At 43.8% G+C, this 25,395-nt stretch carries 25 protein-coding genes; 17 read left to right on the forward strand and 8 right to left on the reverse strand.

Features of this window, described 5'->3' with window-relative positions; translation table 11 throughout:
• Positions 1-60: 60 nt before the first annotated feature.
• Complete coding sequence (locus tag AB4558_RS19155) at positions 61-2,004, reverse strand: methyl-accepting chemotaxis protein (RefSeq protein ID WP_372074293.1); 1,944 nt, start codon at positions 2,002-2,004, stop codon at positions 61-63.
• 262 nt (positions 2,005-2,266) lie between these two features.
• On the opposite strand from AB4558_RS19155, the gene thiE reads away from it, so the two are divergent.
• Positions 2,267-2,884 (forward strand): thiamine phosphate synthase, encoded by a 618-nt coding sequence (thiE, locus tag AB4558_RS19160; protein WP_372074295.1) that lies wholly within the window; start codon positions 2,267-2,269, stop codon positions 2,882-2,884.
• Positions 2,885-3,012: 128 nt separating this feature from the next.
• On the opposite strand, the gene AB4558_RS19165 is transcribed toward thiE, so the two are convergent.
• Positions 3,013-3,357, reverse strand: a complete 345-nt coding sequence (locus AB4558_RS19165) for a thiamine-phosphate diphosphorylase (protein WP_108166466.1) — start codon at positions 3,355-3,357, stop codon at positions 3,013-3,015.
• Positions 3,358-3,776: 419 nt separating this feature from the next.
• Positions 3,777-4,679, reverse strand: a complete 903-nt coding sequence (locus tag AB4558_RS19170) for a LysR family transcriptional regulator (protein ID WP_372074297.1) — start codon at positions 4,677-4,679, stop codon at positions 3,777-3,779.
• 137 nt (positions 4,680-4,816) lie between these two features.
• Between AB4558_RS19170 and AB4558_RS19175 the strand changes: the two genes are divergently transcribed.
• The 5 genes from AB4558_RS19175 to AB4558_RS19195 all read left to right on the forward strand — a co-directional run bounded on the left by AB4558_RS19175 (position 4,817) and on the right by AB4558_RS19195 (position 10,081).
• Positions 4,817-5,245, forward strand: coding sequence for a PACE efflux transporter (locus AB4558_RS19175; protein ID WP_017066716.1), 429 nt, complete (start codon positions 4,817-4,819; stop codon positions 5,243-5,245).
• Between the two features lie 182 nt (positions 5,246-5,427).
• Positions 5,428-6,408 carry a helix-turn-helix domain-containing protein gene (locus AB4558_RS19180; RefSeq protein WP_372074322.1) on the forward strand — a complete coding sequence of 327 codons (981 nt, stop codon included), beginning with the start codon at positions 5,428-5,430 and terminating at the stop codon, positions 6,406-6,408.
• Positions 6,409-6,645: 237 nt separating this feature from the next.
• Positions 6,646-8,025 carry an amidohydrolase family protein gene (locus AB4558_RS19185; protein WP_017071981.1) on the forward strand — a complete coding sequence of 460 codons (1,380 nt, stop codon included), beginning with the start codon at positions 6,646-6,648 and terminating at the stop codon, positions 8,023-8,025.
• A gap of 81 nt (positions 8,026-8,106) precedes the next feature.
• Positions 8,107-8,766, forward strand: coding sequence for a DUF3299 domain-containing protein (locus AB4558_RS19190; RefSeq protein WP_372074300.1), 660 nt, complete (start codon positions 8,107-8,109; stop codon positions 8,764-8,766).
• A gap of 115 nt (positions 8,767-8,881) precedes the next feature.
• A complete protein-coding gene (locus tag AB4558_RS19195; protein ID WP_372074324.1) occupies positions 8,882-10,081 on the forward strand; it encodes a carbohydrate porin in 1,200 nt (399 codons plus the stop codon).
• A 96-nt stretch (positions 10,082-10,177) separates the two neighbouring features.
• Here AB4558_RS19195 and AB4558_RS19200 read toward each other — a convergent pair whose 3' ends face one another.
• Complete coding sequence (locus AB4558_RS19200; RefSeq protein ID WP_004731619.1) at positions 10,178-10,645, reverse strand: hypothetical protein; 468 nt, start codon at positions 10,643-10,645, stop codon at positions 10,178-10,180.
• A gap of 343 nt (positions 10,646-10,988) precedes the next feature.
• On the opposite strand from AB4558_RS19200, the gene AB4558_RS19205 reads away from it, so the two are divergent.
• Both AB4558_RS19205 and AB4558_RS19210 read left to right on the forward strand, forming a co-directional pair.
• Positions 10,989-11,993 carry a Solitary outer membrane autotransporter beta-barrel domain gene (locus AB4558_RS19205; protein WP_054545669.1) on the forward strand — a complete coding sequence of 335 codons (1,005 nt, stop codon included), beginning with the start codon at positions 10,989-10,991 and terminating at the stop codon, positions 11,991-11,993.
• A gap of 181 nt (positions 11,994-12,174) precedes the next feature.
• The gene (locus AB4558_RS19210; RefSeq protein WP_102320328.1) at positions 12,175-13,236 is read left to right on the forward strand and encodes a sensor domain-containing diguanylate cyclase; all 1,062 of its coding nucleotides are present in this window, start codon (positions 12,175-12,177) and stop codon (positions 13,234-13,236) included.
• Positions 13,237-13,272: 36 nt separating this feature from the next.
• Here AB4558_RS19210 and AB4558_RS19215 read toward each other — a convergent pair whose 3' ends face one another.
• Positions 13,273-14,268, reverse strand: a complete 996-nt coding sequence (locus AB4558_RS19215; RefSeq protein WP_372074303.1) for a helix-turn-helix domain-containing protein — start codon at positions 14,266-14,268, stop codon at positions 13,273-13,275.
• 159 nt (positions 14,269-14,427) lie between these two features.
• Here AB4558_RS19215 and AB4558_RS19220 point away from each other — a divergent pair, with 159 nt between their 5' ends.
• The 4 genes from AB4558_RS19220 to AB4558_RS19235 are packed head-to-tail and all read left to right on the forward strand — an operon-like array spanning position 14,428 to position 18,341.
• Positions 14,428-15,549, forward strand: coding sequence for an HlyD family secretion protein (locus AB4558_RS19220; RefSeq protein WP_136979931.1), 1,122 nt, complete (start codon positions 14,428-14,430; stop codon positions 15,547-15,549).
• A complete protein-coding gene (locus tag AB4558_RS19225; protein ID WP_136979929.1) occupies positions 15,539-16,558 on the forward strand; it encodes a DUF2955 domain-containing protein in 1,020 nt (339 codons plus the stop codon). The genes AB4558_RS19220 and AB4558_RS19225 overlap by 11 nt, the downstream gene beginning before the upstream one ends.
• Positions 16,559-16,580: 22 nt before the next feature.
• Positions 16,581-17,681, forward strand: coding sequence for an AI-2E family transporter (locus AB4558_RS19230; RefSeq protein ID WP_017068458.1), 1,101 nt, complete (start codon positions 16,581-16,583; stop codon positions 17,679-17,681).
• Entirely contained in the window at positions 17,682-18,341 is a 660-nt protein-coding gene (locus AB4558_RS19235; protein WP_017061900.1) for a potassium channel family protein, read from the forward strand.
• 112 nt (positions 18,342-18,453) lie between these two features.
• Here the strand turns inward: AB4558_RS19235 and AB4558_RS19240 are convergent, their stop codons facing one another.
• Positions 18,454-18,993, reverse strand: coding sequence for a DUF3332 domain-containing protein (locus AB4558_RS19240; RefSeq protein WP_017061899.1), 540 nt, complete (start codon positions 18,991-18,993; stop codon positions 18,454-18,456).
• Between the two features lie 225 nt (positions 18,994-19,218).
• On the reverse strand, positions 19,219-19,380 hold the full coding sequence (locus AB4558_RS19245) for a hypothetical protein (protein ID WP_170962358.1): 162 nt from the start codon (positions 19,378-19,380) through the stop codon (positions 19,219-19,221).
• 265 nt (positions 19,381-19,645) lie between these two features.
• Between AB4558_RS19245 and AB4558_RS19250 the strand changes: the two genes are divergently transcribed.
• Positions 19,646-20,239 carry a hypothetical protein gene (locus AB4558_RS19250; protein WP_017061898.1) on the forward strand — a complete coding sequence of 198 codons (594 nt, stop codon included), beginning with the start codon at positions 19,646-19,648 and terminating at the stop codon, positions 20,237-20,239.
• Between the two features lie 229 nt (positions 20,240-20,468).
• On the opposite strand, the gene AB4558_RS19255 is transcribed toward AB4558_RS19250, so the two are convergent.
• Positions 20,469-20,678, reverse strand: coding sequence for a hypothetical protein (locus AB4558_RS19255; RefSeq protein ID WP_004731601.1), 210 nt, complete (start codon positions 20,676-20,678; stop codon positions 20,469-20,471).
• Positions 20,679-21,605: 927 nt separating this feature from the next.
• Here AB4558_RS19255 and AB4558_RS19260 point away from each other — a divergent pair.
• The 4 genes from AB4558_RS19260 to AB4558_RS19275 all read left to right on the forward strand — a co-directional run bounded on the left by AB4558_RS19260 (position 21,606) and on the right by AB4558_RS19275 (position 25,312).
• Entirely contained in the window at positions 21,606-22,538 is a 933-nt protein-coding gene (locus AB4558_RS19260; protein ID WP_017061897.1) for a siderophore ABC transporter substrate-binding protein, read from the forward strand.
• Positions 22,539-22,638: 100 nt separating this feature from the next.
• A complete protein-coding gene (locus tag AB4558_RS19265) occupies positions 22,639-23,592 on the forward strand; it encodes an ABC transporter permease (protein ID WP_372056876.1) in 954 nt (317 codons plus the stop codon).
• Positions 23,585-24,535: an iron chelate uptake ABC transporter family permease subunit gene (locus tag AB4558_RS19270; RefSeq protein WP_136978264.1), complete on the forward strand. Its 951-nt coding sequence runs from the start codon at positions 23,585-23,587 to the stop codon at positions 24,533-24,535. The genes AB4558_RS19265 and AB4558_RS19270 overlap by 8 nt, the downstream gene beginning before the upstream one ends.
• Before the next feature lie 12 nt (positions 24,536-24,547).
• On the forward strand, positions 24,548-25,312 hold the full coding sequence (locus AB4558_RS19275; RefSeq protein ID WP_017061894.1) for an ABC transporter ATP-binding protein: 765 nt from the start codon (positions 24,548-24,550) through the stop codon (positions 25,310-25,312).
• Positions 25,313-25,395: the final 83 nt, after the last annotated feature.

Raw genomic sequence — 25,395 nt, forward strand, 5'->3', positions numbered from 1 at the left:
CCGCGATGAACCTTTTTATTACTGGTTTGGAACTGTGTCAGCTGTGTATAGACTGGCTGGCTAGGTTCTAAATCGGTTAACTTGGCTCTCTAGGTGATGAGCAACCTCGGTTAAGTCGCTCGCTGCACCTGAAATGCTGCTTACCGACTCTTGGTTGCTTTGAGCAATAGTGTTTGCACCTTGCGCGTTTTCACCCAGTGATTTGGTAAGACGATCCTGCTCATCAACCGACACCGCGATTTGGCTGTTGGCTTGGTTCAGATCTTGGATGTGTTGATTAATCACATGTAAGTTCTGAGAAGCTTGCTGCGCCTGCGTTGAAGCGTCTGAAACCGTGCTGTGGCTCTCTTTGATAGACTCTAACGCATCTTTAGCGCCACGTTGTAATGAGGTGATGAGCTCATCAATCTGGCTAGCAGAGTCTTGGGTACGTTTAGCGAGCGTTCTTACTTCATCGGCTACTACTGCAAATCCGCGACCTTGTTCACCTGCGCGCGCAGCTTCAATAGCCGCATTCAATGCCAACAGGTTGGTCTGCTCAGAAACGCCTTTGATTACTTCAAGAATGGCACCAATGTTCATCGACTCTTTATGTAGGTCGGTCACTTTTTGGCTGCTTACCTGCATGCTTTCATCGGCGCTACCAATTTCATGCAGTGTCTTATCTACTTCTTTCAGTCCCATCGCCACATTCTCGGTGGCTTGGTTGGCAACTTGAGACGCGTGGTTAGCACTTGCCGCAATTTCTGATGTGCTGGAAGCTAATTGATCAACGGCAGAAGAGATATTGATCATTTCACTGTTCAATTGTGTTGCGTTGGTCGAGCTGTTATTTGTCACTTGATTGAGTGACTCCGACATCTCACCAATACGCACGCTAGAACGGTTCACTTGGCCAACAATATCGCGCAGAGACTCAATGGTGATCTCCATATTAGTCAGCAGTTCGCCAATCTCATTTTTGCTCTCAATGTTCACTTCCACATTCAGGTTGCCCTGAGAAAGCTCGTTGGTGATCTGTTTAACTTGTGCGATGCCTTTAGTAATAGAGCGAGTCACCAACACGGCGCTCGTCATGCCAATAACTAAAGCCACACCCGTCAGCAATATGATGATTTGAATCGAGCGCTTTTCGCTGGCTTGCAGTTCTGGTGTTAATGCTTGTTTCTGTTGTTCTAGAATGCTCTGAGCATCAGCTACCGAAATCGCTAAGCTGTCGCCAATAGAGGCGAGGGTCGCGGTTCTTTGAGTGTTCTCAATCATCTGTTGATGAACTTGCTCAAAGCCTTTCGCATAGGCTTCACGTTGGTTAGAGAAATCTTCAATCAGTTCACTTTGATAAGGAGATGATTTAAGAGATTCAATATCGCCTTCGATACCTGGCAGAGCATATTCAAAAATGTCTTTACCAGCTTCATAGGTTTTGAGGTCGTTGTTGTTTGAGTAACTCAGCACAGTGATCTTGGCGGCGAGGAAGTTCTCCATCAACATGCCTGCGTACAAGCTCGCGTTTGGATCGTTGTTATTGTATGACTCATACAACAAGCTCTGAGCAGCTTTCAGTGCGTTGGTTTCTCGTGTGACCATCTCCACGTTCACTAACTGGTCAATGAGCAGTTGGCTCTGTTTCATTGAACCATAAGCCGCATCAAACGCTGCGACGCTGTCTTGCACTAATTTCAGGCTCGACAAGCTATCAGTATTGGTGGTGGTTTGGATTAAGTTGTTCAGCAGTTCATCAATCGCAAGTTTGCTCGATTGATAATTCGCTTCGTATTGATCATCCAATGACTCTAAGTAACGTTCAGAAGCTAAACGCATCTGAAGAAAGTGCACTTGAATGTTGCCTGACAATGTCGCCTTGTGGCTGAGTTCACTGTACTGGCTAAAGCCGTTCGACAAGGTTTGAATACCTTTGTAACTCACAAAGCCTGAAATGACGAAAAAGAGCAAGCAGATGGCATAACCCAGCTTGATCTTGAGCGCTATAGAAAGGTGGCGCATAACTATCCCTATATTTACCTGATTCCTTCACGGTGGAGTATTTCATAAAACAGCGTTCTGGGCATGCTTGAAGTGAATTCTTTGTGTAATAAGTAACGCTTTAGTTAAAAAATTCAGATTTTTCGGCACACTTTCAACGAGTTGCGTATCTGATGGTGCGTGTGTCATTGAGCTAATTTAGTATTAACTTCCATGCACATGATGTGATTTGTCGGTAAAATGGTGCAACGCCAATTTTAGACATCGACTCCAAAGGTACGAAATGAACCCTTATAAGCTCTACTTAGTAACGGATGACCAACAAGATTTAGAAACGCTTAAGTTCGTGGTTGAACAAGCGGTCGCGGGTGGCGTTACTATGGTTCAAGTAAGAGAAAAACATGGGGACGTAAGAGCCTTCATTGAACGAGCACAAGCGGTTAAGTCGATTCTGGCTGGCTCCGGTGTTCCGCTGATCATCAATGACCGAGTGGACGTTGCATTGGCTGTCGACGCCGATGGTTTGCATCTGGGTCAATCGGATATGCCTGCAGAGTTAGCACGTCAGTTGATTGGTCCGGATAAGATTCTCGGGTTATCGATTGAAACTGAACAACAGCTACAAGAAGCCGATAGTTTACCGATTGATTACATTGGGCTCAGTGCGCTTTTTGACACACCGACCAAGACGAATCTAAAGAAACACTGGGGTTATGAAGGCATTCAAATGGCTTTGGAAACAACGAAGTTGCCAATTGTGGGTATCGGTGGAATCAACGAGTCGAACATTCCGCAGTTGGTTCAGACAGGTATTCATGGATTGGCCTTGGTGTCAGCGATATGTCACGCTGAAAGCCCAAAACAAGCGACGCGGGATCTGTTGTCTCTGATGGGAGAGTGAAGGGGTTATAGACTAGAAAACAAATGAGGTTAACCATTTGTTTTCTAGTTAAAGAACAGGCTAATAGAAAGGCTAAATTGGCCTATCGCTTGAGCTTTTAAGACAATTTATTTAATACACAGTTTGGTTTACTGAGCGCATAAAGCAACAGTACCGATGATCATAATAACGATCGCGGCATACCAGCCGTATTGTGCGGTCTTATCAGCAACAAACACCTTAATATAGTTGAGCTCTTCATGCGCCATTGCGATGAAGTCTGTGTAGTTAATCGATAACTCACGGCTGGCTTCTTTCAAGTCTTGCTGAAGTTTGTTGAAAGCCTCATCGATGAAGCCTTTTGTTTCTGAAACAGACGGAGTCGCAGCCAAAGTTAGGCTATTCCAAACCGCCATACGCGATTCATATTCGCTTTCACTGACACAATTAAGTACGCGTAAATCATACTCTCGTTTGTTACGCTCTTTACCCATTTTCTCAGGGCAAATATTTCTTAAAACGTTCACGACAAATTTTCCAAAAGGTTCATTTAGATATAAAAAAGCACTCAAAGAGCGCTCATAAACTGGGTGCGAATTAATATTCAAAAAGTGATCTATTTGAAACCGATATAAGCAACGGCAAGGCTGAGCGCTTATCTGGGAGATTTGAAGTTGGGTCAGTGGTGTTAAAGAACGATTTGGGTCTGTCTACATTCGTTTGAAAAGACACACCCGGTTGGGATCGCAGTGTAGTTAGGTCACTTTTGGACATCAACTAGGGTGTTTTATCCACACGACAAAGATATTTATCGGCAAGATAAGCAGAAATGAGGTAGCGGTGGAGAAAGCACCACCGTCATTGACTTAGGATTCCGTTGCTGAAATAGGCTGAACTCAAGAATTGGGGGAGTTTAGTTGGCTTGCCATTGATTGTATTGCAGTGAGTGCCCCTTAAGCTTTTCAATAAGGCTAGTGAGCACTGGGCCATTGATGTGGCTGCGAGACACCAAACAACCCACTGGAGTAATCCAACCACCATGCTCGTGCGAGACAGGTAACGCCACAATATCACCTTTTTGAATGCCTTCCATCACCATCATTTCGGGCACATTTGCCCAACCTACGTTCTGTTCAACGAGATCAACAATGGTCTTGTGGTTGTTGGCATACCAAAGCATCGAGCTAATACCGTAGGTGAACCACAATTCGCGCTGCTTTGAGCTGCGATGCACACATTGGCGATAACGCTTGAGGTCCGAGTCTTGTACTACGGACATGCGACTCAGTTCGTGAGTGGCAGAGCTAACAGTTAGGAAACGCGCTTGGCCCAGTAAGAAGAAGTCCATATCCACTTTAAGTTCACCATCCGCATAGATGATGCCAATCTGCGCTTTGCCACGTCTCACTAGATCTTCAACATCGAAGGTAGAAGTGGTGATGATATCGAAGTGCGTGATTGGGAACTGATCGGCCAGTGAGCTGATTATCTTAATGAAATTCTTATCTATGATGCTTTCATCAACCGCAATGATCAGTTCGTGCTCATCTTCTTGTGTGAGCGATTCTACTTTTTGGTCGAAGTACTTTTGCTGGTCAAGAATGGACTTAGCGACAGGTAATAACGCTTTACCTGTGTTGGTCAAAACGGGGATGTTTTTCTCTCGGTTAAATAGCTCTTGGTCGATGGCAATTTCTAGGTTGGCGATCGACTGGCTGACTCCAGACTGAGCGCGTTTCAGTTTGCGAGCGGCGGCAGAGAAAGAGCCACTTTCACACACCGTGACGAAGACTTTTAGTTGCTCAAAACTGTACATGTTATCTCTCGCTCAATACAAAATGGGGTACTTATACTTAAGCTATCACTAAACGTGATGGCTGCTAACTTTCTCTTATTGTTTTCGGTGACATAATTTCGGTAAGTCCACCATATTATAAATTGCTATAGGAATGTATGAGTACGTTAGAGAGAGTTTTCCACTCGGTGTTGTTTGAAGTATTGGCCGTCACACTGTCAATTATAGGTTTAGCGATATTTACTGATCACGATGTGAATGCCTTATCAGGAACCATGATAGTTGTTGCGACTATCGCGATGATTTGGAACTACTGTTTTAACCGTATTTTTGATCGTTATTTCACGGGTGAAAAATCAAAGCGTTCGCTCAAATTACGTGTTTTTCATGTCGTGCTATTTGAGGCTGGCTTGTTGATCGCGACAATCCCTGTGATGGCATACTTACTTAACGTGGGGTTATGGCAAGCATTTTTGATGGACATCGGCGTGACCATTTTTATTACCATTTACGCGTTTGTGTTTAATCTGATTTATGACCATGTTCGAGCATTCTGGGTACGCAGAGGGGAGCTAGCCGTTCAGTAATCTACCAAGTCAGTAAACACGAGCTTGGCCACTAACCGTTTGTTTATTCGTTATTTTGACGGAGATATTCGGTTAGTAGGCCTAGGTAACCCATCGTTTGTTCTGCTATCTTAAATAAGGTGATAATTTGAGTGCTTGAAAGAACAGATTAAGAGGAAAGGATGCCAGATACCTCTCAGATAATGACAGTGGTAGATAAGAAGGAAGTCGAGCTGTTCGCGGAACTGTTCAAACATATTGATGGTGAAATCTACACCTTACTACGCAGTGCCCAAATCCCTAATGATATTCTCACCAGTAATGACCATTACGATTATCTCCCTGAGACAACGGTTAAGAACGTGGTCAAGATTATGGGGGAATCTGCGTCGAGAGAAGAGTTTTCGCTGTTTATGTGGAGTTTTTGCAAGCAAACCTATGTACCAAGGTTTGTGGCTAAGCTAAGTCAGCAGGATTCATTGAAAAGCGCGCTAGACCAATTTGGTGAGCAGCTGAAGCTCGTATCCAATGGTGCGAATGTCTATACCAAGCAATCAGGAGGCAAGTGGTGGTTGGTTCGCGAGAAGCCGTTTACTAACGCGCCTTGGTTTAAGTTCGCTGAGCTGTTCTCTGTCATTTTCATCAACGAGCTACTTTTAGTATTAACGCAAGGGCGTTGGAAGCCGTCTGAGGTTGGCATTCAGAATGGCGATCTCGAATGCTTTCAATCTCTACCACAAATGGGCAGTGCTCAGTTTTATACGCATAGGCCGGTCACTGCCTTTGAGATCCCTGAAGATATCATGCTTGCACCGATTGTTTTACCCAAAATTGCTCAAGTACCAGATCTCACTAAGCCTTTACCTAGCTCATTCTTGAGCGCTTTTAAGCTTGTTATTAAACCTTATCTCACGATGGGTAAACTGCCAATTAGCTTAGCTTCTGAGATTCTGAATATTCATGTCAGAACGATCCAGCGTCGATTGGAAAGTGAAGGGGTGGTCTACAAAACCTTGATTGAAGAGATGGTTCTTGAGCAGGTTTTAGAATTGCTTAAGCAGTCAGAACTATCGATCACGCAAGTAGGTGCGAAAATGGGCTATTCCGATTCTTCCCACTTTACCCGAGCGTTCAAACGACAGATGAACATGACGCCAAGACAGTACCGAAAAGAGCACAGCTAAAACCAGTAAGTAAAAACAGGAGCCTGCACGCAGAATTATTTATTGTCACCAAATGGCCATTTATCAACCTTGAATACTGGCAATATCACTACTAAGTTATTGAATGTGGATGAGTTGTTTTTTTTAGCGAGTTTCGCGACCAATAAAAACATCTTTGAAACCTCATGACACTCATTAGTAGTTACGGAATCGTTATGGGAAGTGGATGCCACTAACAAACGGAATCAAGGTGTAAAAATGAAAAATGCAGGCTTAAAGCTCTCTGTTGTTGCTCTTTCGTGTTCATTTGCTCTTTCTGCAAATGCAGCATCAACGCTATTTACTAACGTCGATGTGTTCAATGGTACTGAAAACAAATTGTACGAAGACCATCATGTATTAGTCGAAGACAATCTTATCAAACAAATCTCTGCGAGCCCGATAGAGGCTGGTGACGCTGTAGTGATCGACGGCGAAGGCAAAACGTTAATGCCGGGTTTAATCGAAGGCCATGGTCACTTGTTGCTGAATGGCGGTAATCTAAGTGACCACGAAAACAACCGTACGATTGAAGAACTGGCTGCTCGAGCAACAGTGAACGCGAACGCTGCGTTTCAATCAGGTTTCACCACGTGGCGTGATGCTGGTGGCTTGAATACTGGCTTACGTAAAACAATCGATTCTGGCATGTTGCCGGGCCCTCGACTCTACACATCAGGCGCATTTATTGGCCCGACGGGTTCGCATGCCGATTTCAGTAACCTAACCACGGCTAACCAACACTTCTTTGGTTCATCAACCAGTATGGCTCGAAATAGCGTGAGCTTTAATGCCGATGGTATTACAGAAATCAAAGCCGCTGCTCGTCAAAACTTCAAGCAAGGCAATACGCAAATTAAGATCATGTCTTCGGGTGGTGTGGCTTCAACATTTGACCCTTGGCAGCTGAATGCGATGTCTGCGGAAGAAATTGAAGCTGCCGTGGAAATTGCTGATGCGTATGGCTCTTACGTGATGTCTCACGCTTACAGCAAAAAAGCGATCATGCGTAACTTGGATGCGGGTGTTAAAACGATCGAACACGGTTTCATGTTCGATGGCGATATCGCTGACAAAATGGAAGATAAAGACGCTTACATCACAACTAACATGACCGCGTTTTCACCTTACCTGACGCAGATCGAAGCGATCAACTCGAACCCTGCCTCTAAGCGTAAAGCGGAGTCGGCAACCAAAGCATTCAAAGACTACATCTCGAACGTCAACAAGTACCAACCGAAATGGGGTTTCCACACAGACTGTGTTGGTGACGTGGTTTCTTGTATCAAACAAACTGACCATACGATCTTCCTTGCGGGTAAAGAGTTAGGCAACTTCTTCACTTTGAAAGGGATGACATCGGTAAATGGTGAGATCGTTAAGTTATCTGGCGTGATGGACCCATACCCAGAGGGTAAGTTAGGCGTGATTGAAGCGGGCGCATACGCCGATATCATTATTGTTGAAGGCAACCCACTTGAAGACTTGTCAGTAATTGGGGCAAACGAAAAATGGTTTGATGCAGAGCCGCGCAGCCCCGAAATCGACACCATTAAAGTCATCATGAAAGACGGCAAAGTCTACAAAAACACGCTGTAGTTCAGTTCGACAACTCAGTTAGAAATTAAGCTTTAATGGGTGACCTATCTGGGTAGGTCACCTCTCTTCAAGGTGTTCCTTATGCAAAAAATGCTTTCTCTTATCCTGTCGGTGGCATCACTTACGGCCGTTGCTTTACCTACTTTTGCTGAAACAGCGATGAATCTTGAGTGGCAAGATCTGAACTCAGAGTCTCACGAAATGAAAGTAGAAATGCCGGATCTCACCGATCAACAAATGCGTCTATTACAAGGTGTGATAGCAATGAGTGCATCAGAGGAAGAGCAAGCTCAACAACAGGTTTTATTATTTAAACAAACGCTAAAAGAGCAGGGTGTAGACGCAGACGAAGTGATCGCACTGCGTGACGAATACATGCAAACCATGAAAGCAAACGCCGAAGCTATCACGACAGAGTTTGATGGCAAGAAAGTACGAGTTCCCGGTTTCATCGTTCCACTAGAGTTCTCAGAGGGAATGACTGCAACAGAGTTTCTTTTAGTGCCAGTGGCGGGTGCGTGTATCCACATGCCGCCACCACCTGCAAACCAGATTGTGCGCGTGTCTTTCCCTGAAGGCTTTCAGGTACAGAACGTTCAGTACCCAGTGTGGGTAGAAGGTGACTTTAGCTCGAACAAAGTGACTGAAGAGGTCTTCCTCGTAGATGGCAAAAGTAACCTCACCATGGGTTATGAAATGAAAGCTTCGATGATCGAAGACTATTATGAAAAAGAAAATTAATGGTTGTCATCAAATGACAATTTTCAATGTGAGTAATGAATAAAATAAAACTAACTTAAAAAGCACTGGTGACATGATGAACTCAAGATTCTCTAAAATAAGTATGGCTATTGTGATGGCGGCTAACCCAATGAGCGGCGTTGTTTACGGCGCTAACTTTGAAGGCCCAGATTCTGTTGAAAATACAATTGCAGAGCAGAAAGCACAAAAGAAATCTTGGAGGGAGTCATTAGCTGAAGATGGTTTTACATTTGGTGCAGATTACTTTGCTTTGGGGCTGACCTCTGGGGATGGGGTTGGCGGCGATAGCGTTGATGCATCGTCGGGTGTGGCACGATTATACGGTTCATGGCATCTATTAGGTAAGGACACACAGAACTCAGGTAGCCTGGTTTGGAAGGTGGAACATAGGCATGCCTATGGTGATACTGCGCCAAAAGACTATTCATTCGGCCCGCTTGGCTATGTTGGTGCAATTGGCCCTGCATACAGTGACCAAGGGTTTCGTGTTACGGACTTAAACTGGAAGCAAAAAATCAATGATGGCAAAGGGACTATTGTTGTCGGTTGGCAGGATGTAACGAACTATGCGGATGTTTACGCTCTAGCAAGCCCGTGGTCTGGCTTTACTAACTTGGCATTCTCGACAGGCTCAGGTGCGATGGGCTTACCGGATGACGGTGTATTGGCCCTTTCTGCCGGTCATATGCTAGGCGAAAACTTTTATGTGGTCGGTGGTATCGCTGATGCAAATGGTCAGTCAGATGATATTTTTGATGGCTTTGATAGCGCTTTTGGTAGTGATGCGTCTTACTTTACAACCTTGGAGTTAGGTTGGACGGCTTCACAAGAACTGATTTATACCGATAACTTCCATGTGACGTTCTGGGACTTTGGTGACGATACTCGCCACAGTAATAGCCTTGCTGCGGAAGGTGGCTCGGGCGTTAACTTTTCATGGAGTCAGTTCATGACTGATCAAGTGATGCCGTTTGTACGTGGTGGTTTCTCTGAAGGGGACGTTGCCCTTTACGATAAATCGATTTCTGTTGGTATGGGTTACTTTGGATTAGGAAAACCAACCAACAATTTAGGCGTGGCACTTAATTGGGCAGAAGTGAATGGTGATTCTTTTGCAGCTGATGCGAAAGCAATAAGTGGTAATACAGAGCAATGGACGGCTGAAATTTACTACAACATGCAATTCAACGATTTCATCCAAGTCACACCTGATATTCAATACATTAAAGATCCTGCGTTCTCCAATGAAAGTAGCGCTTGGGTGTTTGGTGTTAGAGCGAGAGTCTTTATCTAACTTCTCTGTTTGTTAATCGCTGAAACGTAAAGAATAGATGTAAAAAGTGAGCCTGTTCGGCTCACTTTTTTTGTCTTAGGTCTGTATCAAAAGCGGCTATGCTTTTTCGGCTTTGGGCGTGTCATCGAGTGCGAAGTAGATCTTTGAAACAATAATCTCTGCGACCAAGATCGTGAATACCACAGCGAAGAACGCTACGACACCATTCCAAGGGCCTGTGAAATCTACCTTGTCTCCAAACAAGATATTGATGGCTTCCAGCATCACAAACTTAGAGCCCACTAGAATCACGTAACTGGATAAACCGCGATAAATCTTAGGCGCAGTCCCCGGTTTAGATTTGAAGTAATCAGCCAGCTTATGTTCTAAACCGATAGACAATTTGAGCAATAGCTGGAGCAGAATCGCAGCTGCAAATGAGATAGTGAAAGACTCGATATTGACGAAGTCCCAGTATTCATCAAAAAAATTAAGAACGGTTAAATCGACGAGTACCGCAAGCGTGTATCCGACAAAGAGTCGTTGGGGCGTATTAAATCCATATACTTTTTCTATATTGCTCATCTACTTCTTCCTGAGTAAAGGGTTATAAAAAACTTAGGAGTTAATCCTATAATTTTCAAACGCTTATTGTTTTATATGCGAAACAAGTCTTAAAGTCAGTTTGGCGCATTATGGTAAGTAAGGGTTTTAAGAATGATCCAAGATAAGACTCCAATTTAGACAGAGGCGCATATGATTATTCATTTTAGAATCCAAGACGTAGAAGAACTTTGGGGAGCCATCGATTTAGCAACGCTCTTGCAGTTGGAACTGAGAGCAGTATCAACCACACCGTTAACTCTCTGATTGAATTAGTTAAGTTACCAATTACACTTGAAGCATAAGTTTGAATGGAGTCAACTTAATGCTTTCACCCCTATCGCACTATCCCCGTTCTATTATTCTGCTCTTAATGGGCCTCAGTTCTTCCTCGGCCTATGCATCCAATGAATTGATTCAGAACCGCTTAGAGAAGATATTTTCTGTGTCAATTGCGCTGACTGACAGCGATGCCATTTCAATTGGCTTTGTGGATTTTGATCCTAATTCGTTTATCAATTTAAACGACAGTGGTTTTGGCTCAGATAAAACCATCGATACTCGAAGCCAAGTGAGTGTGGGCTCCATCCCTTACTCTTCCGTGATTAAAACGGATGACCCTGACTTTGACCTTATTTGGTCTGTGCGAGGGTCTTATGCGCTTTCTGAACAGGATATTGAGATCTCATCAGATGTGACTCCTGACCGTCGTGTTAACCCAAATGAAGACTCGGTATTGGGCCTGTATGGCTTTTTCGGAGGGCAAAACCATTTAAACCAACATTGGTCTATCGCCTATGGCTTAGGCACTCACTTGCTCTATTACCGCAATAAATACGAATACAACAACAGCTACTCTCAAGCATTTCAATCTCAGCTAGACGGCTACGCGTTGAATACATCAGCATGGGCACTTGTTGCAGAACCTTCAGTCAAACTTCAATACTTGCAACCAAAGGAGTGGGGCAGTTGGAATGTGTCTTCAAGAGTTCGTTACTTTTATGGAACAGGCTGGGGCGAAGCGAACGATGGCGATATCGGTAACCCAGAAGGGATGCGATTCATTAATGAACTAGAGTTTAGGCAAAATGTAGCGCTCGATGCTTGGTCGCTTAATAACCCTCAAATCCACTATAACTTAACAAGAATCGATGTCGCGGGTGACTTGACTGCTCCTTTAGATACGCACTATTACTATGAATTCGGGGCCGGATTAGTATTTGATGTGCCTTACGATTCTTACTTTTTTGACAACTTCGGGATTGGAATTAACTTCAATTATGGCAGCTCACTCAGTGGCGGTAGCTTGTTGTTCTTACTCAATAATTAGTTGTTCCTGATTAATAACTAGCTCTTTCTATTAAACAACTCGTTTCTTCTGCTCAATAGTTAGCATAAGCCTATGCGCTTAATGTTCGATATGTGATTTGAATTTGTATGTGTCGCAAAATGGTAAATATCTTAGTGGAAACTTAGCCATCATAGTCATTCGCCCATCACTAGAGCAGACTATGAATAAGTTAAGTTTTGACCGAAAAATGCCGCTATACGTGGTGTCTACACTTGCCCTTAATATGGCAGTTAGCTTGTGGTTATTGAGTATGGCTTCTTCGGCAGTCATGGCTTTTTCTGTGTGCGCGTTGTTTTTTCTCAGCACCCTCATTACTGCACGCCTATATCGACATGAAATGGCTCAAAGCAAGAATAGCTTGTCGGAAGCGATCATTGATGGCGTCGCTGGTTTTATTGTCCTCGATAGTCAATTGAGGGTCATACAAGTGAATCAACAGTTCTCTCGGGTTTCAGGTTATGCCTTTAATCAAGTCGAGTCTCGCCCGATTTCTGATCTCTGTTTTATGAATAACAGCAGTTTAATATCTACCATTACTCGCTCACTCAAGGAAAACCAGAGATGGAAGGGTGAGTTGAGTGGAGTCAGTCGACTTGGTGAACATTTTACTGTGAATGTGGTTGTCGAAAAGTTAGTTGAAATACTGTCGCACAATAATAAATATGTGGTGACCTTTACGGATATTAGTCGACGCAAAGTATTAGAACGTCGATTAAGAATGTTGGTGGACACAGATTCTCTCACAGGGTGCTGGAACCGTCGCCGTTTTGATAAAGATCTTAACCATTATTCAAACTTAGCGGAGCGCTATGGTTATACACATTCCTGTTTGGCGTTGATCGATTTAGATCATTTCAAGGCCATCAATGATAATCATGGTCATGACCAAGGTGATTCAGCGTTGAAAGAGGTCGCAGAACTGTTGAGAAACAACAGCCGAGACACTGACATCGTCGCGCGAGTCGGCGGCGAGGAGTTCGCTATCTTGATGCCCGAAACTAATTTGGCAGAAGCGTTTGAGGCGATGTATCGATTGAAAGAAGTGATTTCCAAAGGAACAACACTGAACCTGACTGTGAGCAGTGGTGTGTCTGAAATACAGGCGCAAGCCGAAGCGACCTATCGCAGTGCGGATAAGGCGCTTTATCGTGCTAAAGGTAATGGGCGAAATCGAGTGTGTAGCTCTAGCTCGGGCTGTGCTACTCCAATTGCCCTTGGTTAGATGCAGGCCGCGCTTGGTTAATCAATCGAGCGATATCTAAGCCGAGATTGAGCGTTGGTAAATCTTCGGCGTAAGACCAGACACACGCTTAAACGCACGAGAAAAATGCGAGATGTTGGTGTAACCGAGTTGGCTAGAAATGTAGGTCAGCGTATGGCCTTCTTCCATCAGTTCGCAAGCCACAGAAAACATCAGGTTCTCTTTGATTTTTCGATAAGTGGTGTTTTCGTTCTTGAGTTTGCGTTGGAACGTTCGCACCGAAAAGTTGAGTAGCTCAGCGGCTTCTTCGAGAGAGAGATCTTGTTCTTTCATGTACGGCTTTAGAAGCTCGTAAACGCTATCGGTAAAGCTGGTATGCCACTCAATCAGTGTCGGTTTAGCACTGAGTTCTTTAGAGGTTAGGCGAATTGGGAGTTGTAATATTTCTTCAGGAATAAGTACAGCTGTCGACGATTGTTCAACAAACAGTTGACAGCTACTTGGCACCAGTGTTTTGACTACATCGATGTCATGTCCTTGCAGACGCACTTTATTAGGTAACCATGGCGATTGGGATAAAATGGTTATTAATTCAATGATATATGTAATCGCAAAAGCTTCGCCCCATTGAAACATAGGGGAATTGTCTTCGGGGGCGGTTCGACAAAACCAGCTCTGACCGTGTTCTTGAATAAACTCGACTTTGCTGCCTGGGGAGTCGTAGGCAAAGATTGAATTGATCTGTTTTAGTGCATCACCAATGGTTTCGAATTCGGTAAATTGATGCAAGACATTTGGGATGATTCGACGTCGAAATGCGAGTCCAAGAATATCGGTGAACCGAGATACGCCGAGTTGTGCCGATGTAAGATAAATCAAACGCTTAATGGATTCTGATGGCACAAAATCACTTTCTGATTCGATAAGGTCGGGTGGTAAACCGGAATCTTTCAGCAACAGATGTAAATCAAGACCATAGTCAGAAAAAACCTGAACCAGAATTTTAGCGTAGTTCGTTTGAATTACCGGGACTTGGTAGTGACTAGAGGTCATTGGAATACAATCCTGTATATATTGTTGCATTATTAGACGTGCATATCATTTGCAACGTTTTGTTTACTAAATCTAACCCTATTTACTTGAGTTTTCCATCGCTGGGTTTATTTTTAAAGTATTAATTTTGTTGATGTTAGTTATCTAGAAGGGAGTCCCATGTCAGAAGTCAAAGGGAATAAGCAAGAAGCCAATGAAGAAGTTGGCCAGCAAGAAAATGGAAAAGACAAAGTAAGAAAGGTCACAAACTACCTATTGTTGTTTGTTGCATTCATGTTGATCTTCAGTGTCATTTCAGACCGAATCATCCCTATTACTGATAATGCTCGTGTAAAAGGTTATATCGTTCCAATCAAGCCAGAGGTGTCGGGTAAAGTACTCGATATACTGGTTCAACCTAACCAACTGGTTAATCAAGGCGACAAGTTAGCCATTTTAGATGAGTCTGATTACAAAATTGCAGTACAACAAGCCGAGCAAAATTTAGAGATTGCAGGCCAAAATGTCGGTGCTCAAACCGCGAGCATTGCTTCAGCTCAAGCGAAACTCACTTCAGCGATTGTTGAAAGACAAAACACCAAACTGCAAGCCAAGCGTGTTTTAGAGATGGCAGACAAAGGTGTGGTTTCTAAATCAGATGCAGATAAAGCGCGAGCATCATTAGCGACCTCTCGAGCAGCGGTTGTGAATGCAGAGGCTGATCTTGAAGGTGCGAAGCAACAAATGGGCAAAGAAGGCCAAGAAAATAGCCAAGTGAAAGCGGCGTTGCTGGCACTTGAACAAGCTCAATTGAACCTAGAGCGCACCGTGATTACCGCGCCGACACAAGGTGGTGTTTCTAACTTTAGCCTGTCTGAAGGGTTTTATGCATCGGCAGGGCAAGCAATCATGACCTTTGTTTCAACCGAAGATATTTGGATTGAAGCTTATTATCGAGAGAACAGCCTAGGTAATGTAACGGTCGGTGATGAAGTTGAAGTGGCGTTAGATTTCGCACCGGGCAAAGTGGTTAAAGGGCGCGTAAGTAGTATCGATTGGGGTGTTGATTGGGGGCAAAATGACCAAGCAGGTAAGCTTGCTCAAGCTAGCCAACAAACGGGTTGGTTGCGCCAAACACAGATGCTTCCTATCACCATTGAATTTGATAATGAAGAAGTGACAGGCATGCTCCGAGTGGGTGGCCAAGCGGATGTGATTGTTTATAGCGGTGACAACTTTGTGTTCAACGCGATAGGCAAAGTATGGATTCGTCTGATTAGCGTATTGTCTTATGTCCGATAAGCCGATTCCTGACCAACAAACACAGCAACGGATCCTGCGATTTACGGTCGGGGTCACGTTGGCTGTTTTCTTGGCGGCGTGGATAAACTGGCCGCTTGCGTTTGTGGCGCCAGTGTTCACAGCTAAGTTCTTAATTGATAAACCAAATCTCCATAAAGAAACGGTCTACGAATTGCTCTTGGCCGTTGTGGTGACAATGGGGTTAGGTTTATTACTGTCGCGAGGAATTACCCATTATCCAATCCCATTGCTGATTTTAGTGGGGTTAATGATGCTGTGGGGTTACTACTTGTTTGTCGACCCAAAATGGAACCTGTTTGCCACCATACTGTTGATTGCGGTTTTGATGTTGCCATTCATGGCGATTGATAACCCCGGCGTGTCAGTAATGCTGGCCTCTGGCTTAGCGACCTCTGGTGTGGTTTCAGTCATGCTTTTTGCGTTAGTGCATGTATTTTTCCCTGAGCCAAAATCGGCGTTCTCAGGCTTCGCTGCTGCGCCACTCGAAAAGAAACAGCGTTGGTATGCGGCCTTTAGGGCGATGATTATCTCCTATCCAGTGGTGTGCTTTTTCTTTATTTTTCAAATATCTGAAGCTTTACTGACAATGATGTTCATTGCGTTGTTATCGTTGATGATTACGTCAGAGAAGTCGATAAAGTTGAGCGCTTTTTTGGTGATAAGTAACGGTATCGGGGGATTGCTGGCGATTGCTGCTTTTTCAATTCTTTCTATAGTACCCAACATTGTCTTCTATTCTTTGTTTATAGGACTTATTGCCATTCTTATGGCTACCAAGATCTACACGGTTCCCGAAAAAGCACCTATTTTCGCCACTGCATTTAGTACGTTGCTCGTACTGGTTGGTAGCACGTTGATGAGCTCCGGTGACATCGATAGCAACACTCTTATACGCATATTCCAATTAGTGTTAATTGGCATATATATGATTTTGGCTTCTCTATTCCTAGAAACACGGAATTGGAAGTTTCTACAAAATCAGTCTTAATTTTGTCTAACAAGGACGTCTCATGAAGTTAACCGATGATTTTTCAAAACAGGCGATAGACGCTGCCATCAAGATCGCAGCGATTGCCATGCTCGTGTATTGGTGTTTTTCGATTTTGCGCCCATTCATTCTTCTGGTGATATGGGGTGCGATCATTGCGACTGCGTTGTATCCAGTGGCGGTCGCAATTTCAAATAAAACCGGGATGTCGAAAGGTAAAGCCAGTGCATTGCTGAGCTTTATTGGTGTGATTCTTCTATTTATTCCTTTGGCGGCGCTTTCTTCTGGTATCTACACCAGCGCGACTGACCTGATGACAGGGCTTCAAGATGGCACATTGTCATTGCCTAAACCGAAAGAGTCCTTACAAGATATTCCATTCATAGGTGAGAAGGTTTATTCAACCTTGGTTGCCGCCTCCAACAATATTGAAGGCACTTTCATAAAGTATGCGGATGAACTTAAACAGTTTGCGACGAAAGCGGCTTCTGTTCTTGGCTCGTTAGGTGGCGGCTTTATTCAGTTCATCATCTCTACCATCATTGCGGGTGCATTCATGAGTAATGCCGATAAATGCAAAACCGGCGTGACTCACTTAGTGGCGCGTTTAACGGGCGGTAAAGGTGAAGAGTTGGTAGAGCTCTCTAAATCGACCGTGCGAAGCGTTGTGCAAGGTGTGATTGGTGTGGCTGTGATTCAATCCATGATGTCGGCAATCGGTTTGGTGATTGCAGGCGTTCCAGCAGCTGCGTTTTGGGCGCTAGCTGTGCTGCTCATTGCGATAATCCAACTTCCACCGATTCTCGCTCTATTACCGGCGATCATCTACATGTTCAGCGTTGAATCGACACTGGCGGCGAGCTTGTTCTTAGTGTGGTGTATTTTGGTGAGCGGCAGTGACGCTATCTTAAAGCCAGTATTGCTGAGCCGTGGCTCTCACATTCCAATGTTGGTAATTCTATTGGGTGCACTGGGCGGAATGGCGATGTCAGGCATCGTCGGTCTGTTTGTCGGTGCTGTGATACTGAGTTTAAGCTATGAGCTGATGATGGCGTGGCTTGGACTTGAAGAGAAAAACCAACAAGAAACTGAGAAAAAACCTGCAGAGGTCGAGGGAAAATAGATGAAGCCAGTCTCTAAAGACGACAACTTCTACTTCTTATTCTATGCACTGTTGGTGTTGTTTCTTGGTTGCGCGGTGATGCAGCAGTTTTATCCGCAAGGCCAGAAAACAATCCTATTTCTTATCATTATTACGTTGGCGAGTTCAATTGCCGGTATTCATAAAGAGCGAGCCTTGTATCGCTCTTGGTATGGGCTGTTATTGATTACGGCGCTCGTGTCTGGCGTGTTTTCATTTTTGGAAGGCTATAACCTGTCGATAGTGACGCTATCGGCGTTGGCTGTGTTCTTGTTTTCACACATTTACTCGGCGTTGAAGCAGGTGATGAAAGCCAAAACGGTGACACCCAATCACATCATCGGCTCCATCTGTATTTACTTGTTGCTAGGGTTTGCTTGGTCGACCATCTACTTGTTAATTTTAGAGATCTTTCCTAATGCCTTTAACGGGTTAGAAGAGCAAGTCTGGCTGACGAACTTGTTTAATGCGATGTACTTTAGCTTTATCACCTTGACTACGGTTGGTTACGGCGACATATCACCAGCTCTGCCTATTGCTCAATTCTTTGTGTTTATGGAATCCATTATCGGCAGCTTTTACTTAGCTATCATGGTGGCGAGTTTGGTGAGCATTCGACTTGCACAGTCTCAGTCCCAATAGAGCATTTACAAATAATAGAGCACATACAAACAAGCCCGGCAATCGCCGGGCTTGTTCTATTTTATGAGCTCAAAAGTCTCTTTAAGTTTGAACTCTGTGTGGGCGATGAACCTTAAGCTTCAGTGCCTTGAATCTTCTCTAATTCAGCGATAGTTGTTTGCGATACAAGCTGACCATCCATGTAATAGGTAACGTTTTGACCGTCTTTGATGCCCGTTAGAGTCGCTGTTTCACCAGATGTATAGACGATGTCCATTTGAATCGTGTTTTCGTCGATCTTAATCATCTCACCCGTTTCAATGGTGCGATTGTTAGAAATTGGGCCGACAGGGGCTTCTTTCAGGCTTGGGTCCAGCTCATCGTTCACTTTGAAGTGCGTGTCTGTTTTTGTATCAAATACGTGTGGTGAACCGCTGATAGGGTTTTTACCTGTCCAGAATTCAAGTGAGTTGAATACCACATAGTCTGCTGCGGTAGTAATACCGTATACAGGCGCTAATAAGAAGTTTACACCTGCACGGGCATAGCGGTTATCGACAACTTCAACGTTAAATTTCATCACTTTCCCTGTTACGGCGTTGCTGCCGATACAACCAGTTAGCGCAGAAGCCAAAACCGTTAGTCCTACAATTTTAAGTGCAATCTTTTTCATTTTAGTACCTGTATAAGTTAGAAGTCTGTTTCGTTGGAACAGGTGTAGTATGGTTTTTATTCGATGGTCAGTTTTACCATTTAGCGCCACTGACGATATAAAATGCACTCGGACTTTTGGCATCAAGCTAGGTATAAAACTGGGCACAAAAAAAGCGCGACCTAATAGGGCGCGCTTTGGGGTATTTAGATAAGTCGTAATGAAAACAACGACTCCCATATAGAATTACTTCATCACGTAGGTATAAGCCGATACGACAAGCCAGCGGAAAAATCGAAATAAAAGGGTAGTGGCTTTAAAGGCAAACTTGGCAATGGATACCATTGCTTCTGAACCAATGCTCACGCACTTATGCAAATCGGATTCTTTGTATTCTGAATAGGTCATCTGTTTTCTCATTTCTCGCGCTTGTCTTTCATATGTAAGTAACGACTCCTGTCTGGCGATATCCCCTGAGCGCGTAATGTACGAACTTTCGCCGATAGAGATTTACCATTTTATGCCAAGTGGGTTAATAACTAGCCAAAAGAGAAAGGGCTGAGAGAATTTAACGGCATAGCGAGGTGTAACTGATCAAGTTACCGAAAAAACGAGGGTAATAATGGTATGATCGCGGGCTCAGCACCATAAGTGATAAAGAATAGGAAACAGAATGACTCACCTTACCGAACAGCAAGAAGCTGCAATGGCGACGTTTAAAGAAAACTTACACCTTCCAAATGGTGGTTTTCATAAACTGATTATCGAGCTAAGTAAGGAGTATCAGCTGCCTTTCCAAAAGGTGCGTGCGGTTTTAAAGAAAGCTCAAAAAGATGTTGAACGACAAATACGAGAAGATTTTACCAGCGTTGATGACACAGTACTGAGCCAAGCGAATTGGGTAAACATCATTAAGTCGAAGCTTGTTGACTTAGCGGAAGAAAACCAAACGGTCATGGATAAGCTGCAACAAAACCTGAAGTATCAAAAAGTGTTGTCGGCAACCGAGGGTTCAATCGCAAGCGAAGACGAACGTGACGAGTTGATTGAAGAGTTGATTCAAGCTTATGAGAAAGAGGTGTTCAAACCGTTACTGGCGATGTTGCATACAACGAAGCTGTATTGGAAGTTAATGCTGGTGGATGAGACATGTAAGATGAATGAGGAGAATCGTGAGAAGTTCAGTGATTACCCTCAACACATGCAAGCTGCAGAACACTTATATACTCTTGATCAGAAGTTAAGGTCGATGCCGTTAACTTATTAGTCCATGAATGCACTGATAATGACTCAATGGTGATTCAGAGTTTGATATAAGTTGGTTTCAATAGAAGTACGATAACCTAGCTAGCGTTAGCCGCGTGTGAAATGCAAAAAGGCTAGGTTTCAGATCTGTTTTACTTCTACTCTATTTTGTTCTGCTAGAGCGAATTGAGGGTGACATCTTTTACATCTTTGGGACTAGATGGTGTTTCTTTTGTAGCCTTTGGGAAATGCTATAGGAGTGTGAAATGTCCTAGGGTGTTTCCGTTGCCTGAAACGATAGTTCCGATGCTTTCTCGTTCATTAAATTCAAAGTCGATGAGATAGCTGTGATGTTGTAGCTTGGGCAATATGTGGCGGTGGAGTATATCGCTATTGAGCTGTCGAATCTCGGTGACCCATGAAATCTCTTCTTTGTGTAAATCTATTTTAATCTTGAGCATTTATTACCTTTTAGTTTATTGACTGTTTTTTCGCGTGATAGTTGGTACCAATGGGTTTGTCGTGTTGTTCTGCGTGACATAACTGTGCCTTGTGTTTATTACATTTGTATTTAAGTGCTCGATCTATTCTGACTTCGCTGACAAAAGAGCAAATGACGATAGATCGGTAGTAGGATCGAATTTAAAAGCTATTGAATGACTATCTGGGTGAAAGCTGACGCAGAGATGGTGTAACGAGGGAATCGAGAACTGTCTATGTGGAACTTGGACTTACTTTAGCATTAACAGCTCTATAGATTAGAGCCAGGTGGCGAACTATACGCCTAGTTTTCAAAATTACAACCCTATTTCAATTAAATTCAAAAATATTTTTGGGTGATTTACCATCGGTTACTGAAGGTTAAATGAGCGAAGGTCAGGGATTTGACCATGATATCTGACTGAGTCTTGGCTTTTCAGCTGTTCGTATTCGTTGTCATTAGTGGGTTTAATTGATCAGCTAATTTGGTGATGATTAAGTCTCTGTTGTATATGATCTTTACATTGTAAATTACAATCCATGATTTTGGGGTTCAGCGTTGTAATTACAGGGTTTTTGGGTGCTTTCCCCATCTGTTTTTTTCTTCAGGTTGATGAGTATTTTCCTCTTCGCGTCTTTTTGATATTTCTGATTCCTAATACCTCTCCTGACTACGCAAAATATGAATACTCACTTTTACGTTTCTGAATAATAAAGTTGTTGTATCGCCAATTTAGTGCAAATATAATTGATAATAGTTCTCACTTGCGTTACAAGTTTGTTGTCAATCCAATGACAGACTTTAAATTATCGTTATTTAGCAGTTGTGTACGCCCCATGCTCGTCTATGAGTAATGTGACTTTCATTGTCATGAGTGGTGGTTTGTATCAATGGCAAAGGAAGAAACATGAAGAAAACAATCAATTCAGTTCGCCAGTTATTGAGCGGGCTTGCCATCGTTCTAGCATCATCATTCATGATGACCGCGCATGCGGAAACCGTCACCATTGAGCATGTGAAAGGCACAGCGCAGTTTACTGAAGTACCACAGCGAGTGGTGGTTCTAGGCCACGGTAGCTTAGACGTGCTCGATAAAATTGGTGTACAGCCAGTTGGCGCGCCTCATAGCTTGCTGCCTGATTACCTAGCTTCGTACAAAGATACGACGGCAAATACAGGCTCTTTAAGCGAACCTGATTTTGAAGCTATCTACATGTTGAAGCCTGACATCATCATCGCGGAAAACCGCATGCTTAAGGTTTACGACAAACTGGCACAAATTGCTCCTACTGTCATGTTTTCTATTGAAGGCGACAAGTACTGGGCTGATGCTCAGCAAAACTGGCGTGTGCTAGGCGACATCTTTGGTAAGCAAGCTGAAGTCGAAGCGATCATTAAAGAGACTCAAGCTTCTATCACAGCGGTAAACGACAAAGTAGCGTCTGACGAAACTTCAGCAATGATGCTAATGAACAACGGCAACAACATTGCGATGTTCAACAAAGGCAGCCGTTTCTCTATCATCTTTGATGACTTTGGTTTCGTGGAATCAAAGAGTGCAACCGTGGCTCCGATTAAAGGAACACACGGCAACCTAATCTCTTTTGAATACATAGCTGATGCAAAACCTGAAGTGCTTTACGTGCTTGACCGCGAAAAAGCGATTGGTAAATCAGAAGGACGCGCACAACAACTGTTTGATAACCCACTGGTTGCGGCAACACCTGCAGCGCAGCACGGCAATATCGTTTACCTTGATTCAAGTGCTTGGTATTTGGCTGGTGGCGGTGTGACAGCGATTCATAGAATGCTTAGTGACATTGAACGTACGATTCAATAGTTACTAACCATCAGATTTTCGGGCTTATAAGAGTGTTCTTATAAGCCCTTTTTCACTTTTTTATACGGGCTACCCGAGACCTATCTTTAGTATTATTCCTATGTTGAAACCCATTGCAGCTGCTGTATTTCTTGTTGTGTTATGCGTTGCGTCATTGATGATTGGAGTCGCTGAAATCAGTTTTAGTGACTTCTTCAATGGCAACCAACACGCCAATTCTATTTATATTGTTAGTCGGATTCCTCGACTACTCGCGATCGTGCTTGCCGGAGCAGGATTGAGTGTTTCTGGCTTGATCATGCAGCAAATCGTACAGAACAAGTTTGCCGCGCCTTCGACGATGGGCACCATTGACTGTGCGATGTTGGGTTACATTGTCGGCATTCTAGTGCTAGGCAATGCTGCGCAATGGAGCTACTTAGGCTTTATCTTCGCGTTTGCAGTGTTTGGCACCATGCTATTGGTTCGCTTCCTACAACACCTCAAGTTTAAGAACGCGGTATTGGTGCCTTTGATTGGCATTATGTATGGCAACGTTGTTTCGTCTCTAACAACCTTTATTGCTTATAAGTACGACTTAGTACAAACCATGTCGGCATGGACTATGGCGAACTTTGCGAGCGTGTTGCAGGGCAGCTATGAAATCCTTTATCTCGCGGTGCCTGCTTGTGTATTGGCTTACTATTTCGCGAGCCAGTTCAGTGCGGCGAGCATCGGTGAGAGCTTCGCGAAAAACATCGGTTTGAATTATCAGAAGATCGTCTTCATTGGTGTTGCGTTAGTGGCTATCAGTGCCTCCTCTGTGGTGATGATCGTTGGTGTTATCCCATTCCTTGGCCTTATCGTGCCGAATATCGTGTCGCTGATAATGGGCGATAACATGAAGAAGATTCTGCCTTGGACTGCCTACTGGGGGGTGATCTTAGTGTTGGCTTGTGACCTGCTAGCTCGAATCGTCATCTTCCCTTATGAGATTCCAATCTCGATGGTAATCAGCATCTTTGGTGGCATGATTTTTATTTACCTAATCATGAGAGACAAGTCGAATGCGTGATTCAGTAAAAATTGCGATTCTGGCTATCGCGTCTTTGGGTATGACAGCGCTATTCATCGGGCAGGGGCTGACGTGGGATAACTACGAGTTCTTCTTGTCTCTGCGCCTACCAAAATTGCTGTCGATTGTGTTGGCGGCGGTAGCGATCTCGGCGTCGTCATTGGTTTTCCAAACCATTACTAATAACCGAATTCTAACCCCCTCCATCTTGGGCTTTGACAGCTTGTATATGCTGGTACAAACGGTACTTCTGTTTGTGTTTGGCAGTGCTAGCTTCTGGGTGATTGACTCGATCGCAAACTTTTCGATGTCTGTGACTGTGATGATCTTGTTCTCGTTTGCTCTGTTCCATTTCTACTTTAAGAGCAAGCGAAACAACGTATTCACACTGCTGTTGATAGGCATCGTATGTGGCAGCGTATTCTCGAGTTTGTCTAACTTCTTGGCGATGTTGATTGACCCCAATGAATTTGCGGTGCTGCAGAATGTGATGTTCGCAAGTTTCAATAACGTGAAAGGCGAGTTGGTTTACCTCAGCCTTATTCCTTTGGGTTTGAGCTTGCTTGGCCTTTGGTTGTTGGCGCCTAAGCTTGATGTACTTTGGCTTGGTGTTGATAACGCGACAAGCCTGGGTGTGAACACCAAGCGATTGACTCAGATTACCTTGGTGATTGTGTCAGTGATGGTCGCGGTGTCTACGGCTCTGGTTGGCCCTGTGCTGTTCTTTGGCTTGATCACCGTAAGCTTAGCTCGCCAGATATTCCGATCTTATCAGCATCGTGTGCTTATCATCGCAAGCAGCTTACTAGCGATCGTGCTATTGGTTTCTGGCCAATGGTTTATCGAAAAAGTGATGGCGTTTGAAACCACTGTGAGTGTGATTATTAACTTGGTCGGCGGTTTGTATTTTATGTTCTTGTTGTTACGCACCAGAATTCAGTAAAGGTAGTAAGTAGTGATTAAATTAACAGGTTTAAGTAAGAAGTATGGCAAGTCACTCGTGGTTGATGATGCCAGTGCTATGTTCCCGAAAGGCGAAGTGACTTCTATCATTGGCCCAAATGGTGCGGGTAAAAGTACACTGCTTTCAATGGCGAGCCGCTTAACAGACAGCGACGCGGGTGAAGTGGTCATTGGCGATAAGTTACTGGCTGAGTGGGATACCAAAGAGCTAGCGAAGCACCTTGCCGTGTTAAGACAATCAAATAACATCAACATGCGATTTACGATTCGTGAATTGGTCTGTTTTGGTCGTTTCCCACACTCTCAAGGTCGCTTGAAAGACGAAGATCATAAGATCGTCGATACAGCACTAGAACACCTTGGCATTACTGACATCCAAAACAAATACCTTGATGAGTTGAGTGGCGGTCAGCGTCAAATGGCGTTTATCGCGATGGTTGTGGCGCAAGATACGGATTATGTGTTCTTAGATGAGCCTCTGAACAATCTTGATATTAAACACTCGGTCGAAATTATGCAGACGTTGCGTCGTTTAGCGCATGAGTTCAATAAAGCGGTCGTTATCGTGATTCATGACATCAACTTCGCTTCTTGTTACTCAGATAACATTGTTGCGATGAAGAAAGGCAAAGTGGTTAAGTCGGGTAAGGTTTCGGAAGTGGTTGAAAAATCAGTGATGGAGTCTATCTACGAGATCCCATTTGAGATTCGTGAGTTCGATGGTGTTCGAATCTGTATGTATTATTCTGGTCGTTAGATTACTGAATAACTCGGTTGTTTTGCTTTCTAGCCGTTGAACGAAAAGAGCTCCCATATGAGGAGCTCTTTTTGTTTTCGGAT

This window comes from Vibrio sp. 10N.222.51.C5, assembly GCF_041474575.1.
Taxonomy (GTDB): Bacteria; Pseudomonadota; Gammaproteobacteria; order Enterobacterales; family Vibrionaceae; genus Vibrio; species Vibrio crassostreae_C.